This is a genomic window from Nostoc sp. (genome assembly GCF_036917355.1).
Lineage (GTDB): Bacteria > Cyanobacteriota > Cyanobacteriia > Cyanobacteriales > Nostocaceae > Nostoc.
On sequence record NZ_JBALDP010000086.1, the window covers coordinates 38,580 to 54,004 of the forward strand.

Below are 15,425 nucleotides of genomic sequence, written 5' to 3' on the forward strand. Positions count from 1 at the left end.
AATTATTTGGTCTGACTAAATTTTCAAATTTTGAAACTTTGTAAATTGTGGATTAAACAAAAGTTTCGCAGTACCTGTAGGCCCGTTGCGATGTTTAGCTATAATTACTTCTGCAATGCCGCGATCGGGAGTATCGGGAGAGTAATATTCATCGCGGTACAACATGATTACTAAATCGGCATCTTGTTCTATTGAGTTGTGGACGATGATATTGTTTGCAATAAAATTATGCAAACCTGGAACAGTCAAATCAAAGACTTCTTCCTCACCACTATATTCAATTGAAAGTATCTCGTCCCAATAAACATCACTTTTGGCAAGAGCGATCAGTTTATATGATTGAACAACGTTGCCGACTTTTAAAGCTCTTTCTCGACTTAAATTTACTTTATAAAGGGTAGAGCCACAATAGGATGTTCCAATGGAGGAATGTAATAGCCGTGTGGTCAAGCCAACAGATTGCATTGCAGGTACAACCTGTGTTTTCCAAACATCTTTGGGAATTATATCTCTGTTAGTGTTATGAATACACTTTTCAAGGTGTTCAGCAATTTTTTCCAATGAACTTAGCTTATATTCTCCTACTGCTCCAACGTTTTGAATGAATAACTCAAGGTCAGGCTTGCCAGTGATTGTTACATGATATTGGTTTCTACCTTTGCCAACTTGAGGAACTTTCCTTAGTGTTGCATTAATACCAAGCCTTAATAAAAGTGTCTGTACATCAAAAGCTAGTCTCTCGCTACTGCTTGCATAAAATGCAATAGGTCTTGGCTTTTTTCCTGCAATTAAGTTGATACAACCATCTGTACTCCAAAGGTGTCTTAGAAAGCACGCTATTAACTCTTGCGGTTGCGAGAACAATTCTTGAGGTACAAATTTTTCATAAGACTTTAAACCAAAAACACCGAGAGAGTCTAGCCATTTGGCTATTGGATTTTTTACACGATGAGTTAGATTCTGTGCTGCGGATAAGTAAACTTGATACCACCTACGTTCAGGTGAAATTCTAGGAACAATTGAATCTCCAAAAACTTCTGTTGCCAAGAAAGCAACATTCTGAGCTAAATCTATCTCTCTGGTAGTGTACTGTATGGCATGACATGGCAATGTACAACCGTCGCCAATTAAATGTCCTAATAATGCAACTTCCGCATAAGTCATGCTTTGTTTACCATAACTAGGGAGATGTCTTGGTAAACATAGATGTTGTTTAGGAGTTAATTCATCAAGTCTTTTCCAGCCATTAATTGTTAAAAACTTGTGATTACCTGTAGCACGGATTTTTCGCCCCAATCGAGTTGTTAAAGTAAACAGAGGCTTTACACCAGTGGAAAAAGCATTGCTAACAATTGCTTTTTCTACCTGCATTGTAGCTTCGTTCAATGCCCAAACTGCAAAACCAGATTTACCTGCTAATTCCTTAATTGGTACTTGCACTCCGCCTGGAGCTAATGTTACCAAAGTATCACCTGCCAAACAACCTGATTCTCTCAAATCTGACAACATCGGACGTTTGTTAGTACGCGCTTCTACCCCGCGACTCAACTGAGATAAAGCAATTACTGGTACAGATAATTCCCGCGCTAAACCTTTGAGTTGACGCGTAATTTTTGATAATTCTTGTACGCGATTATCACCTGCTCCTTCCATCAATTGCAGGTAATCTATTACGATTAATCCTAATTCAGTTCCAATTTCAGCTTGCAGTCTTCTTGACTGACTACGCATTTGTGTAACTGTAATATTCGGCGTGTCATCAATATAAATTGGCATCTCGGAAAGGATACCAATAGCACGGCTTAAAGGTTCCCACTGCGTTTGACTCAGACGCCCAGTTCGCAAATAACTACTTTCAATTTGCGCTTCACTAGCTAATAAACGTTGCGTCAGTTGCTCTTTGGACATTTCCAAGCTGAAAACAGCAACTGGTAATTTATAAGAAGCGGCGATATTATGAGCAAGGTTTAAGCAAAATGCTGTTTTCCCCATTGATGGCCTGCCAGCAACAATAATCAAATCAGAACGCTGAAAGCCGCTAGTCATGGCATCTAAATCGTAAAATCCGCAGGGAATTCCAGGTAAGGCGATGCCCTGATTTCTATCTTCAATATCCTGGAAATTATTAATTAGAGTATCAGAAATGTGAACTAAACCCGATTGGGGGCGCTCTTGAGTAACGCCGAAAACTTTCTGTTCTGCTTGATCTAAAACCTGTGGTAACTCGGTTTCTGTTTCGTAACCAAGATGTACAATTTCATTGCCAGCTTTAATTAACTGTCGCCGCAGGTATTTTTCCATCACTAACCCTGCTAAGGCGTCGATGTTAACGGCTGACACTGTACGGTCTACCAGAGTTGCTAATTTATTTCTACCACCAATGCGGGCAAGCATTTCATGGTCAGTTAGCCAACTTGTGACTGAGAGTAAGTCTGTGGGTTTACCTTGGGTGTGGAGCCTCACAGCGGCTTGATAAATATCTTTGTGAGCGCTAATGTAAAAAGCTTCAGGAAGAAGGCGATCGCTAACTCGACTAATCGCTTCTGGATCTAGCAAAATACCCCCCAAAATCGCTTCTTCCGCCTCAATATTTTGTGGTGGGAGGCGTAGCTTGCCGCCGTAGGCATCGCTACTATCGCCTTGAAAACTCAATTCTTCAGCCATAAACGATTTTAGTTTTGAGATTTTGCTAGAGACACGATTAATCGCGTCTGTGTAGGATTAGAGACGCGATTAATCGCGTCTGTACAGGAGTTAGCTCCTCGATCCTCATCCCTACCCTACATCTTTGCGTCCCTTTGTCGCTCTCCTGAGTTAGCTAGCGACTACTTGAATATCAACTTGCGCCGCTACTTCTGAATGCAGCTTAATTTCGGCTTGATAAGTACCAAGGTGGTTAATATCGGGGATAGTAATTCCACGCCGATCGATTTCTTGACCGGTGGCTGCCTTAATTGCATCTACAACATCTTGGGTGGTGATAGTACCGAAAATTGCTTCGTTTTCACCAACTGGCTTGGCAATTGTCAAGCTGCCAACTTTTTCTAAAGATTCTTTTTGCTCAAGAGCTTGTTGTCTGAGTTCTAATTGCCGTTGACGCTCTTGCTCGCGACGGCGTTCTACTTGCTTGAGAATACCAGGAGTGGCATTGGTTGCCAATTTCTGGGGAATCAGATAGTTACGAGCGTAGCCAGGAGCTACTTCCACTAAGTCGCCAGATTTTCCCAGCTTGCTGATATCCTGATTTAAAACTAACTGCACGCGTTTCGCCATCGTTTTTCGTTTTTCCGGTAAAATTATGATTAATTTGGGTGGGTTTGAGCAGCATAGCTCACTAAAACAGTGCTGTTAGCTGTAGCGGGGCGTTGAGCCAGTGCTGTTAGCTGTCGCAGGGCGTTGAGCTAGTGCTGAGTAAAGAGTCCTGAATAACTAGTGTTTTTTCAGAACTTAGAACTACTGAAATGAGTATATTGTCCCAAGTAGCTTTGCCCATACCCTAAAGCTTACAGATCCTAGCGAAAGGAAGGGTGCGATCGCAACTATTAGCGCTAGAAAGTTGGAGGAATGGGGGAGCAGGGGAGCAGCACTTCGGCTACGCTCAGTGACCAAGGGAGCAGGGGAGAATAATCAATGCCTAATGCCCAATATCTAAAAGTTATTTTTCATTTCCCGTATCCGCGCAAAGGTTTGCACTCCATCACTACCTTTAACGGTTGATTGTAATGATGGCTGATCCCAACGTAAAAAGGGATTGGTTCGCTTCTCCATTCCCAGCAGCGAGGGTATTGTAGCTTCTCCTCGACTACGATAAGTTTTCACTTCATTGAAGCGTTTTTGTAAGTCGGCATTGTCTCCATCCACAGTAAGGGCAAATTGCAGATTTCCTAAAGTGTATTCGTGGGCACACCAGATACGTGTATTATCTGGTAAAGAGCGCAGTTTGCTTAAAGAATCAACCATTTGAGTTGGTGTTCCTTCAAATAAGCGACCGCAACCGCCAGAAAATAAGGTATCGCCGCAAAATAAATCGCCTGTCTCACCAGCTTTTTCGGGGGGAAAGTAGTAAGCGATGTGAGCGCGGGTATGTCCGGGAACAAAAATAACTTCAGCTATGCGATCTGCAAACTGGACGCGATCGCCTTGTTCCAAAAACACCTGCTGTCCGGGAATTCGCCCGCGATCTTCGACGCCACCGTAGACTGTTAGTTGCGGGAAGTGTTCTATTAATTGCTGATTGCCACCTACATGGTCATTGTGGTGGTGTGTGTTGAAAATCGCTACCAACTCAACTTTTAACTGTGCAAGTTGCTTTAGTACTGGTTCAGCCTCTGCTGGATCGACAACCGCAGCAATTTGTTGCTGGCGATCTACTAGCAAAAATATGTAATTATCTGAGAGTGCCTCAAGCCTGATTACTTGCATTAATATCTCCCTTTCAAGTAAGTACTTTGGAATTTATCAGCAATCTTAAATATCTCAGTGAGAAAAAGTTGAGAAAGTCCATAAATACTATGATAGTACACAACCGTAATAATACTTAAAAATATGATAAGTAACTATAAATTATGATTTGGGTATATCAGTAAAATTTCTCTGGGAAGAAGTGTAAAAGCTAAGTTAGATTTATTCTGTTCTTTTTGTCCTAAATTGTCTTTTTTACTCAAAAATACCAAATCAGTCATCGAAAATTTTTTATTTGTACATACTAACTATTAATACGGATAATACGGAATCTTATAGATTAACTTTGGGTTATTTATAAAAGATAGATGTTAATAACGACAGATATAGCAATTAATCATGGTAAAAAAAGATGAGCTTTCCAATTTTTTCTTTGCAGGTTCATAAATGAAGCTAATCCATACAACTAGCTGGTATTTTCCAGAGACATCGGCCGGTGCTGAAGTATACTTAGATTCACTACTGCATGGCTTACAAGTACATGGACTAGAAAGTATTGTTGCTGCTCCTAAACAAGGTACAGAAGAAGATGCCTACGAATACAATGGCATCTCAGTTTATCGTTATCCTGTTTTTCCCAACCCCAGCAAGATACAGGTACACAAACAGCTACCCCACGGCGGCTTTAAAAATTTTGCTAATTGGCTAGAAAACAATCGAGCCGATGTATACCATCAACATTCATGGCGATTTGACTGCGGTTTACATCATCTGGCTCTCGCCCGCCAGTTAGGGATGGCTACTGTAGTCACCGTCCACATACCTGAGCCTATATGTCTGCGTGGTACGATGATGCGCTGGGGTGAAGAACCTTGCAATGGGTTGATTGATTCTGTTAATTGTAGTCAGTGTTTGGGAGTAGCAAAACAAGTATCGCCTTGGATGCTCAAAGCTTTTAGTCAAGTTCCCTTGGATGTTGGCATCGCAGCAGAAACAAAATTACTTACCTCTAAAAATTTCAAGCTGCGTCTACTTGGTAAAACTCTTGGTATTCCTACCCTAGTGTCTCAACATAGACGCAATTTGATGCAACTAGCAAAACTAGCCGATCGCATTGTTGTAACGAGTAATTGGCAATACAATGCTTTTGTTGCAAACAATGTTCCTCCCGAAAAACTTACTGTCTCTCGACAAGGTGTTGCTAACACTTTCAAACGTGAAGTAACACCAAACAAACTACAAAACTCTACATTAAAAATCGGCTTTTTAGGCCGCTGGCAAGAAACTAAAGGGGTACAAGTTTTAGTAGAAGCGGTACATAGTCTACCAAACGATCTACCTGTAGAGTTAATTCTTCATGCTACTCATCCGGGAAAATACGGTGCTGCCAATCGGGAAAAAGTTATGGCGATCGCTGCTCGCGATCGCCGGATTCGGATTGCTGAACCACTTTCACGCGAAGCAGTACCAGACGCATTAGCCGGTTTCGATATACTAGCAATACCGTCGCAGTGGTTAGAAACTGGGCCCATAGTTGCTTTAGAAGCGCAAGCTATGGGCATTCCCGTACTTGGTTCAAATTTAGGAGGGATTGCGGAGTTAGTCCGTCACGGCATTGATGGTTGGTTGGTTCCAGCCAAAGATGTCCAAGCATGGGCAGAAGCGATCGCAACTTTAGCCAAAGACGCCGATTTACTAGCTAAATTACGTCAAGGTATCCAACCAGTACGTACAATGGATACTGTTGCTTCAGAGATGTTGGCACTTTACCATGAAATCTTAAAAATTCCTCAGAAAAATTTTGTATCTTGATGGATTGACAACTAATTTCTTTAGTTGCTCCGACTCCGACAAAACAAATTAAATTAATATTTGCAGATTTAGCAACAGCTGACAAATCCTGGGAAAATTAAATAAAAATAAGTATAAAAATAGTGAGAAAATTTTCTAAAATATCCTTGTTGGTTTCAGATTTATCAAGTGCAGCGATTTTGCGTGCATACTTGATAGCAAAAGCTCTCAATCAGTTAGGATATGAAGTTGAAATTATGGGTTTTTTATTTGGAAAGAACTTCTATTTAAATTTACCATCCGAATTCAACGTTTATAACTTACCAGGCAAAGACTTTCCAGAGTTTTTTGGAGAAATTCAAAAATTTTTACCAAAAATAAATGGCGATATAATTTATGCTATCAAACCCCAAATAGCAAGTTTTGGAGTTGGACTATTAAGGAAAATATTCACTAGAAAGCCATTAATTTTAGACATAGATGATTGGGAACTCAGCTGGCATGGCGGTGATAACTGGCATTATCATCCTACACCCAAAGAATTAGCTAGGGACTTATTGAAACCACAGGGCGCACTCAAAAATCCTCATCATACTTTATATGTCAAATGGATGGAAGGTTTGGTAAGTCACGCTGATGCTGTGACAGTGCATACTAAATTCTTGCAGCAGCGTTTTGGTGGTACATTTGTTCCGAATGGCAAAGATGTTTCCTTATTCGATCCCGCTAAATATGATGCTGAGTCCAGTAGGAATCGTTATGGTTTATCTGAATATCGGATTTTAATGTTTCCCGGTGCGCCAAGACCTTATAAAGGTTTAGAAGATGTTCTCATCGCGCTCGATAAACTTAATCAACCAGACTTGAGACTAGTAATTGTAGGTGGTAGTCCTTATGATGATTATGATAAACAACTTCAACAAAAGTGGGGACGTTGGATTATCAAATTACCTAAGTATCCAGCTGACGTTATGCCTGACTTGGTAGCAGCTGCTCACATTGTAGTTGTTCCCCAGCGAGATACTCCAGAAACTCGCGCTCAATTTCCCTTGAAGTTGACAGATGGGATGGCAATGGCTAAACCTGTATTATCAACACGCGTTGGAGATATTCCCCAACTTTTAGGTGATACTGGTTATTTAGTCGAGCCTGGTTGTCCTGAGCAAATTGCTGAACAAATTCAATTGATTTTTCAGAATTTAGAGTCAGCAAGCCAGAAAGGTATCAAGGCAAGAGAAAGATGTGTCGAACACTATAGCATAGAGGCTATGGCTTCTACGCTCAAGTCAGTAATTGCTCAGTTGTGAATAATATTAATAATTAAGTTAAATTGGCATAAAAATACCCAATGTCTACCAGAAAACTAATACTAAGATTCGCCAAACCCTATCCAGGTTTAATTGTCCTAACAATGCTGTTGGGATTTTCTGGTGCTTTATTTAATGGTGTCGGTGTGACTTTGATTGTGCCAGTAATTTTGAGAATTGTTGGACAACCAGTAGATTTAACTGGTTTTCCTCCGATTCTGAAAGCTGTGATGTTCCCATTTGATAATCTTCCCGAAAATTATCGGAATTTGGGAATGGCTGGAACAATTATATTTATAATTTTATTAAAAAACTTATCTAGTTATTTTAGTATTTTAACATCGAGTGTTTTCACTCGGAAATTAAATGCGGATATTCGCGAAGCTAGCTTAGAGTTATTGCTAGATATTGATATAGACTATTATTCAAAAACGAAAGTAGGCGATATTATTAATCGCCTTGGTTCGGAAACTGCCCGCACGTCTAGCGCTATCGGGAGTATTATCAATTTAATTATTTTAATAATTACAATTTTAGTTTTCGTTGGTTTATTATTAGCAATTTCTTGGCAGCTAACAATCGCAGCAACAATTTTATTGGGTTTTATAACATTAATCAATCAATACACAATTAGTAGAGCGAAAAAATTTGGTCAACAACTATCAGAAATGTCTACATCTTATTCCATCAGTGTTTTAGAAACATTGAATGGAATTCGTTTGGTAAAGTCAACCGCTAATGAAGACAGAGAATATCAAAAGATTACCAAATTAATCCGCGATCGCGAAAAAGCAGATTTTCAATCTCAGGTAAACTCACAAGCGATCGGGCCGATAAGTGAGGTAATGGGAGTAGTAGCTTTACTTCTGATTGTATTCTTGAGTAAAACTTTTTTTGCCAACCAGGTTTCTTTCATTTCAACGGTACTACTAACATATTTATTAGTATTACTGCGACTGCTGCCTTTGGTCTCTCAGTTAAATAGTCTTCGTAGTAGCTTTGCCAATAGTGCTACTAGCGTAGAAATAGTGAGTGATTTTTTAAGTCGCGATCGCAAGCCGTTTATGAAAAACGGTAATATTATATACACAGAATTAAAAGAAGGAATACGTTTCAATTCACTTACCTTTGCCTACCCTAGTCATGAAAAATTAGTACTGAAAGATGTAAGTTTATTTTTACCCCGTGCTACAACTCTCGCTTTGGTAGGTGGTTCTGGTGCTGGTAAATCCACCTTGGCTGACCTCTTACCCAGATTTTACGATCCGACATCTGGCAGTATCTCTATCGATGGCACCGACCTGCGTGATTTTGATATCAAATCTCTCAGAACACACATGGGAATTGTCAGTCAAGATACATTTCTCTTTAATGACTCGGTGCGAAATAACATTGCTTATGGAAGACCTGAAGCTACAGAAGATGAAATTATCTCAGCAGCCAAACGAGCAAATGCTTATGAATTTATTGATAAATTACCTCAAGGATTAGACAGCCAAATTGGCGATCGCGGCGTCATGTTATCTGGTGGACAAAGGCAAAGATTAGCGATCGCTCGTGCCCTGCTGCAAAATCCAGAAATTTTGATTTTAGATGAAGCCACCAGCGCTTTAGATACCGTTTCCGAACGCTTAGTACAAGCTGCACTCGACGATCTCAGTCGCGATCGCACAACCCTGGTAATTGCTCACCGCCTTTCCACAGTCCAAAAAGCCGATCAAATTGCCGTTTTAGATCAAGGACAGGTGGTAGAAGTGGGAACCCATGAAGCACTTTTACAAAAAGGTGGTTACTACTCACGCCTCTACTCAATGCAATTTGCCGATCAGACTGAAGTTTCCACCAAAACTAATCCTAGCTTTAACCGCATTTCTCACGAACTGCGTACAAGGCTTAATTCAATGATTGGTTTCCTGGGACTATTAGTTGACGATCTAGTAGACAATTCTCAAGAACGCCAGGAATTAATTGACCAATCATACAACTCAGCCTTAAGAGTTCTCAATGCCATCGATCTCTTCAGCGATGTAGTTAACCTGAAAATTAACTGGCAGTTATCGTCAGATATAGACCAAAATCAAGATGAACATAACCAGTATCAAAACTTTAGTCATATCTCAGATGAGTTTCGCACGCGTCTCTATCCTCTGATTAGCTCTCTGCACTTGCTAGTCGATAAATTAGAATCCGAACCCCAAAAACAAAATCTATTAATTGCAGAATCTTATCAATCTGCTATTTACCTATTAGATATATTAAAAATTTTTGAAAATAAAATTTAATTTTAGTTAATGTCAGGAACAAAAATACTTATACCACAATCTTTAAAAACCTATCATCCCCAAAAAAAATGATAAATTCTTCAAAGAAAAATCAATATATTTTTTACACAGGAGAGCTATCATTAAAGCCGGATACAGCACACGAAATTCATGATGTTCTTTGTGCCAACGCCGCAGCTAACTTAGGCTACTCATCAGTTTTAATTTATCAAGATAAAAAAAATTATTCTGTTAATCTTCTATCATTAATTTATCCTTATCAACCCAAAAAACCTGGAAGAGAATTTATCGAATTTTACGATGTGCAAGAAAAGCTCAAAGTTGCAGCATTGCCAATGCCTTGGCCTATCGATCGAATCGGTGGTAAATTTACCAATTCCAGTACAGTAGTAACCAAATATTATTTACCAGTTCATATCCTACCTCATACTAAAGTTGTCCACACGCGAGATTGGAACTTTGTGAAAGCCGCAGTCAAAAATAAAGTTCCTACAATCTATGAACGTCACTACTTTCAAGATCGAAAATTTGAACAAGATATCATCCACAGTCCCTATTTTAAAATAGCCATAACTCAGTCAGAACCCATCCGGCAAAGTCTAATAGAAAACGGAATGCCACCGGAAAAAGTAGTTTGGCTACATAACGGATTCAATCAATCATTTTCAATCAGACAGCCCGAAGAAGCCGAAAATTGGCGGCAAGAATTGCTTATAAATGGACGGAAGCATTTAGTTGTCTATTCCGGCGCTTTGTATCCTTTCAAAGGAGTCGATCTCTTAATTGATTCTGCTAAAGAATTGCCAGAAATTCAGTTTATCATCACAGGAGGAACAGAAGCACAAGTACAAGCATATCAACAAATAGCCAGAGATAAAAATGTCGAAAACGTTAAATTCTTAGGCTGGATACTTCCACGAGAACGATTAGTCAGCTTGTTTCAAGCAGCTGATATTTTGGTTCATCCTCACTGCGCTGGAAAATCAGCAGATTTCACGAATCCAGTTAAGTTTTTTCAGTATATGGCTGCTGGCACTCCTATAGTTGCAACTGAGATTCCACCTTTAATGGAATTCAAAGCATCACCTTTGATTGCCAGTTGGTGTACACCAGATAACCCGCATAAACTTGCCCAATCTATTCAACATACTTTAGAAACTTATCCGAGAAAAATAGAGGGTTATGCAGCTAGTATAGATTTTGCCCAGCAATTTTCTTGGGAGAATAGAATTACCAAAATATTAAGCTACGTAGAAGAAGATCAACGTCCACCAATTTTAGGGTAACGGTACAAAAATAACCGAATAAATACGATTTATGACTATTAAAACTGTTGGCATGATTAGCAGCTATTCAGGTCTGGCTAAAAACAAAGATTGGTTATGGCAACAAACTCCGCACTACTTTGGTGTTTGGAAGAATATGCAAATGTTGAAAATGGCGCAAAAGCCAGATTTTATGTTGCTATACCAATTTGATTTTCCTCAACCATCGCCGCAAAAATCTTGGTTAGATAATTTTCGCAAACAGCAGCAAAAACCAGTAGTAAATGTTGAATCTCTACTGCGTGGTGTCAACAAAGAGCGGATTATTTATTTGCTTAGAGAACCGCCTTTAGATGAGGTTGTAAAAATAACTAATCATAATTATCAAGAAGCCCAGAAGTATTGCGGCTACGTTTCTGGCCCCGATGATTTTGCTCCCATTCCTGACTATATGCCTGCTATTTGGTATCACTCAAATTCATTTCAAGATTTAAATGAAATGCCACCGCCCCCAAAAGTTGCCCCATGTAGTTGGATTACTTCGGGAATTAGCCGCACAGCCAACCATCGCCAGCGTTTAGATTTTTTACAATCTTTACAATCTAGTGGCATGAAGTTTGATTTGTATGGGCGTAACTTACCAGAATGGGCAAACAGTTCGGGAGAACTAGGTAACAAATGGTATGGCATGGCACCATATTATTACAATTTGGCAATTGAAAACTATGCTGATAATAATTGGTATGTGAGTGAGAAACTTTGGGATAGTTTACTTGCTTGGTGTTTACCAATTTACTATGGTGGCCCGGCTGCTGATAAATTATTGCCACCGGGTAGTTTTTTGCGGTTGCCCAGTTTAGATGAAAAAGGCATTGCGTACATCCAAGAAGTGACAGCTACACCTGATGCTTGGTATGCTGCCAAAGATGCGATCGCAGAAGCACGTCAAATCATTTTACACAAATTAAACCTGCTTAACTGGTTATCAAACTTTGTTGAGAAACACTCATAAATTATGAATGGTATTTGTACCCTTGGCAATGATTATGTTTTCGATCAACTGGTGGCTTTGCTCAACAGTATTGATGTTATCTTAGGCCCAGAAACTCCTGTTTGTATCTATCCTTTCGACGATCGCACACAACGGATTGCTGACGAAATAGCTAAACGCCCGAATGTATTTCTTTACGATGACCAAGAATCAATCAACCGCTGGGATCAATTTATGTTGGCAGCAGCGCCAGAACGATTGAATCGGAGTAAATCTCGTCTTTATGGCGCTCACCGTCGTTTTTGCGCTTTTGATGGCCCATTCGAGAAGTTTATCTATTTAGATGCAGACACCTTGGTAATGAACTCACTCGCAGGAGTGTTTGAAAAGCTAGATAATTATGATTTTGTTGTCTACGATTTCCAATTTACAGACGTTAGTAAAATATATAATGTTAATTCTCCTAAATTATTAAAAGTTTTTGAGCAAAAACGCATTGATTCCGAAATATTTTGCTCAGGCTTTTATGGCGCAAAAAAAGGGCTATTTGACTCAGAAAAAAGAGATTGGCTAATATCACATTTACAAAATGGTGAGTCAGAAATTTTGTATGGTGGTGCTGGCGAACAACCATTAATCAACTATATGGTAATGAGGTCTAATCTTTCTATTTATAACTTTGCTCGCCAACTGCCAGATAATCAAAAAACAGGATGTTCTGCTAGCTCTAAACACTTCGAGGAACGAGAACATATTCTTTACGATCGCGGTAATCAACTAACTTATCTCCATTACATTGGGATTCCTCCTAATATCAATCAAGCAGTCTGTGCCGGAGAAAATATTCAGTTTCCCTATCGAGATTTATTTCTCCATTATCGTTACTTACACGAACCAGAAAAGCGTCCAGTATTTACCAATCCTCCTAAAAATTATAATGACGCTCCAGTGCCAAATTTACTTACCAGAGCTTTGCAAAAACTTAAGTTAATTAACCAAGGATAATTTATGAGTAGGGGCATTTATATAGTTGCCAATGACCGCGTTATCGATAATGCTATTGCTTTACTCAATAGCATTCGTTACTATGACCCAGAAGTTACCATTTATCTCATACCTTTTAATGACAATTATCACAAGGTAGCAGAACAGCTTGCTACCTTACACAACGTCCAAATTTTCCCAGATTTAGAACTTATTGAAACATTTACCAAACGCATTGGAGAAATTTTTGACCGAGATTTCCTCGCCTTACCCAACAAAATGCGTAAATTGGTGGCATGGTTTGGGCCTTTAGATGAATTTATTTATATTGATACGGATATTGTCGTTTTTGAAAAAATTGCTGACAATTTAGACAAACTTTCAGAAGTCGATTTCTTCTGCTGTGATTACCATCATGCTAATGAAAAGCTGCGAAATATTTTTTCCCAATTTGTGAAAGAACAGCACATTTTTTCCGATGCCCAACTTCAAGATGTTTTCAACAGCGGTTTTTGGGCTTCGAGAAAAGGAATTATTACCGAACAACAAATGGATGAAGCTTTACGCGAGTGTGCAGCACATCGCGAATATTTCGATTTTTCTGAAGGAGTTACAGACCAACCAATTTTAAATTATCTTGTTCTCAAACTAATTTCTAAACGTGGAAATCTCGTCAAAATTCCTGGGGGAGGGCCTGGTAGTTGGGCAGGTTCGCAAAATTTTCAACAGCAAGATTACGCCCTCTACGACCGAGGACAACGACTAAAATATCTCCACTGGGCTGGTACGCGGATGAAAACTGGTAGTCCCTATTGGCAATTGTGGGAACACTATCGCTATCTTCATGAGGGTAAATTTGCCTTCATTCCCAAACTGACTCGCCGTTTATTTCCCTTTGTTTCTGCGCGTACTTAATATTAGGAGTATCCCAATGATTGATGGTATTTACACCTTAGCGAATGATGTTGTCTATGACCAACTAGTTGCTTTGCTCAACAGCATAGAAGCTAATGCTGGTAGAGAAATTCCTGTTTGTGTAATTCCATATAATGACCAGCTAGAGAAAGTAAAAGCAGAAATTGCATCTAGAGATAATGTTACTTTATTTGAAAATTATGATTCCATAGCCTACTGGGAGGACTTTGGCTCTCGGATCTGGAAAGCCCACCCAAGAGCGTTAAAGCTATGGCGAGAATATGGTTTGCCAGATAATTATCGCATAGAAAGACATCGAAAACTTTGCTGTCTAGATGGCCCATTTGACAAGTATATCTTCTTTGATGGAGATACCTTGTTGATGAAATCACTCGATGATGTATATCAAAAGTTGGATGAATATGATTGGATTACAAATGACTTTCAATATAGATCCGATTTAAATTATATTTTTAACTGGACAGAAGATAAGCTAGCAGAGATTTTTCCTATAGAAGATATTAGGAATCAAATTTTTTGTTCTGGTTGGTTTGCTTCTAAAAAAGGTGTTTTTGACGATGCTAAGTTAGCAAATTTACTAGCAAACTTAGAAGCAGGTGAAGCTGATGCACTGGCATGGGCAGATTCCGATCAAACAGTTCTCAATTATTTAGTTTTACGTAGTGGAATTTCTTACTACAATTACGCTTATCACGGTAAAGCAACTGGTTGCCATTGGACTTCTAAATTTGATGTTGTAGATAATATTCTTTACGATCAAGGGCAAAAATTGACATACTTACACTATATGAGTGTATCTTCTTCAGCTTTTACGAGGCTTTGTGGGGGTGAAGATGTTGATATTGCTTACCGCGATGTTTTCTTATATTATCGCTATTTAAAATCACCTGAAAAACGTCCTCAAAGCTTTAAGCGCCCAAGCAAGCTAACACTTCTGCAAAAGTCCACTAGTAGCTTTATTCAGCAAAGAATAAACAATATTAAGCTAAAGTATCGCAACTTCAAGCATAGAATTGCTCAATAAACATTAAAGAGAGTCTGAAACTCTCTTTAATTTTAAATTATTAATTTCCTACTCTTTTCTAAGAAAAAGAATCTAAATCTAAAGATTGCATACCTTCGCGTTCTATAAAGGTCATCATACTTCCCAACTGCAACCAAACTAGCAAACAAGTAAACAGACTAATTGGTAGACCAACTCCTAAAGCCAAGGATGAGGGAAAGCCAAATATCTCTAAACCTGAAGACATAAATAAACAAGTACCGCCTGTTATGCCGATAAATGGTACAAGTAATTGTTTCAGCGAGGAACGTGGCTGAGTATTTTCTGCTCGTTCATTTGACCAGTTCTGCACAATTACTTTCAAAGTGCCAGATAATGCCAAACCAGATGTTAATGCTATCAAAAAGCCAACAATTAAAAGAAAGTAAGGCGGTTGCTCAGGAAAATAATACATGAAAACTCCTA

General features: G+C 39.1%; 12 protein-coding genes. 8 read left to right on the forward strand and 4 right to left on the reverse strand.

Annotated features, from left to right (window positions below; translation table 11 throughout):
• Window positions 1-15: 15 nt before the first annotated feature.
• The 3 genes from V7K53_RS27330 to gloB all read right to left on the reverse strand — a co-directional run bounded on the left by V7K53_RS27330 (window position 16) and on the right by gloB (window position 4,422).
• Complete coding sequence (locus tag V7K53_RS27330; RefSeq protein WP_335200637.1) at window positions 16-2,664, reverse strand: replicative DNA helicase; 2,649 nt, start codon at window positions 2,662-2,664, stop codon at window positions 16-18.
• Window positions 2,665-2,814: 150 nt separating this feature from the next.
• Window positions 2,815-3,273: a 50S ribosomal protein L9 gene (gene rplI / locus V7K53_RS27335; RefSeq protein ID WP_094352304.1), complete on the reverse strand. Its 459-nt coding sequence runs from the start codon at window positions 3,271-3,273 to the stop codon at window positions 2,815-2,817.
• 375 nt (window positions 3,274-3,648) lie between these two features.
• The gene (gloB, locus tag V7K53_RS27340; protein WP_335200638.1) at window positions 3,649-4,422 is read right to left on the reverse strand and encodes a hydroxyacylglutathione hydrolase; all 774 of its coding nucleotides are present in this window, start codon (window positions 4,420-4,422) and stop codon (window positions 3,649-3,651) included.
• Window positions 4,423-4,848: 426 nt separating this feature from the next.
• On the opposite strand from gloB, the gene V7K53_RS27345 reads away from it, so the two are divergent.
• From V7K53_RS27345 to V7K53_RS27380, 8 genes are all read left to right on the forward strand, one after another.
• Window positions 4,849-6,213 carry a glycosyltransferase gene (locus V7K53_RS27345; RefSeq protein WP_335200639.1) on the forward strand — a complete coding sequence of 455 codons (1,365 nt, stop codon included), beginning with the start codon at window positions 4,849-4,851 and terminating at the stop codon, window positions 6,211-6,213.
• Between the two features lie 122 nt (window positions 6,214-6,335).
• Complete coding sequence (locus tag V7K53_RS27350; RefSeq protein ID WP_334896027.1) at window positions 6,336-7,499, forward strand: glycosyltransferase family 4 protein; 1,164 nt, start codon at window positions 6,336-6,338, stop codon at window positions 7,497-7,499.
• A gap of 41 nt (window positions 7,500-7,540) precedes the next feature.
• Entirely contained in the window at window positions 7,541-9,781 is a 2,241-nt protein-coding gene (locus V7K53_RS27355) for an ATP-binding cassette domain-containing protein (RefSeq protein ID WP_335200640.1), read from the forward strand.
• Between the two features lie 68 nt (window positions 9,782-9,849).
• Window positions 9,850-11,067 (forward strand): glycosyltransferase family 4 protein, encoded by a 1,218-nt coding sequence (locus V7K53_RS27360; protein ID WP_335200641.1) that lies wholly within the window; start codon window positions 9,850-9,852, stop codon window positions 11,065-11,067.
• 31 nt (window positions 11,068-11,098) lie between these two features.
• On the forward strand, window positions 11,099-12,058 hold the full coding sequence (locus tag V7K53_RS27365) for a glycosyltransferase family 10 domain-containing protein (RefSeq protein ID WP_335200642.1): 960 nt from the start codon (window positions 11,099-11,101) through the stop codon (window positions 12,056-12,058).
• A 3-nt stretch (window positions 12,059-12,061) separates the two neighbouring features.
• On the forward strand, window positions 12,062-13,042 hold the full coding sequence (locus V7K53_RS27370; protein WP_335200643.1) for an Npun_R2821/Npun_R2822 family protein: 981 nt from the start codon (window positions 12,062-12,064) through the stop codon (window positions 13,040-13,042).
• Between the two features lie 3 nt (window positions 13,043-13,045).
• Window positions 13,046-13,936, forward strand: coding sequence for an Npun_R2821/Npun_R2822 family protein (locus tag V7K53_RS27375; RefSeq protein ID WP_335200644.1), 891 nt, complete (start codon window positions 13,046-13,048; stop codon window positions 13,934-13,936).
• A gap of 16 nt (window positions 13,937-13,952) precedes the next feature.
• Window positions 13,953-14,981 (forward strand): Npun_R2821/Npun_R2822 family protein, encoded by a 1,029-nt coding sequence (locus tag V7K53_RS27380; protein WP_335200645.1) that lies wholly within the window; start codon window positions 13,953-13,955, stop codon window positions 14,979-14,981.
• Window positions 14,982-15,039: 58 nt separating this feature from the next.
• Here V7K53_RS27380 and V7K53_RS27385 read toward each other — a convergent pair whose 3' ends face one another.
• Window positions 15,040-15,414 (reverse strand): hypothetical protein, encoded by a 375-nt coding sequence (locus V7K53_RS27385; RefSeq protein WP_335200646.1) that lies wholly within the window; start codon window positions 15,412-15,414, stop codon window positions 15,040-15,042.
• Between the last annotated feature and the right edge of the window lie 11 nt (window positions 15,415-15,425).

Bases quoted from the DNA above. Each gene is read 5' to 3' on its own strand.
- gloB (WP_335200638.1), bottom strand. From the start codon at position 4,422: ATGCAAGTAATCAGGCTTGAGGCACTCTCAGATAATTACATATTTTTG.
- V7K53_RS27380 (WP_335200645.1), top strand. From the start codon at position 13,953: ATGATTGATGGTATTTACACCTTAGCGAATGATGTTGTCTATGACCAA.
- V7K53_RS27355 (WP_335200640.1), top strand. From the start codon at position 7,541: ATGTCTACCAGAAAACTAATACTAAGATTCGCCAAACCCTATCCAGGT.
- V7K53_RS27365 (WP_335200642.1), top strand. From the start codon at position 11,099: ATGACTATTAAAACTGTTGGCATGATTAGCAGCTATTCAGGTCTGGCT.
- V7K53_RS27375 (WP_335200644.1), top strand. From the start codon at position 13,046: ATGAGTAGGGGCATTTATATAGTTGCCAATGACCGCGTTATCGATAAT.
- V7K53_RS27385 (WP_335200646.1), bottom strand. From the start codon at position 15,414: ATGTATTATTTTCCTGAGCAACCGCCTTACTTTCTTTTAATTGTTGGC.
- V7K53_RS27360 (WP_335200641.1), top strand. From the start codon at position 9,850: ATGATAAATTCTTCAAAGAAAAATCAATATATTTTTTACACAGGAGAG.
- rplI (WP_094352304.1), bottom strand. From the start codon at position 3,273: ATGGCGAAACGCGTGCAGTTAGTTTTAAATCAGGATATCAGCAAGCTG.
- V7K53_RS27345 (WP_335200639.1), top strand. From the start codon at position 4,849: ATGAAGCTAATCCATACAACTAGCTGGTATTTTCCAGAGACATCGGCC.
- V7K53_RS27330 (WP_335200637.1), bottom strand. From the start codon at position 2,664: ATGGCTGAAGAATTGAGTTTTCAAGGCGATAGTAGCGATGCCTACGGC.
- V7K53_RS27370 (WP_335200643.1), top strand. From the start codon at position 12,062: ATGAATGGTATTTGTACCCTTGGCAATGATTATGTTTTCGATCAACTG.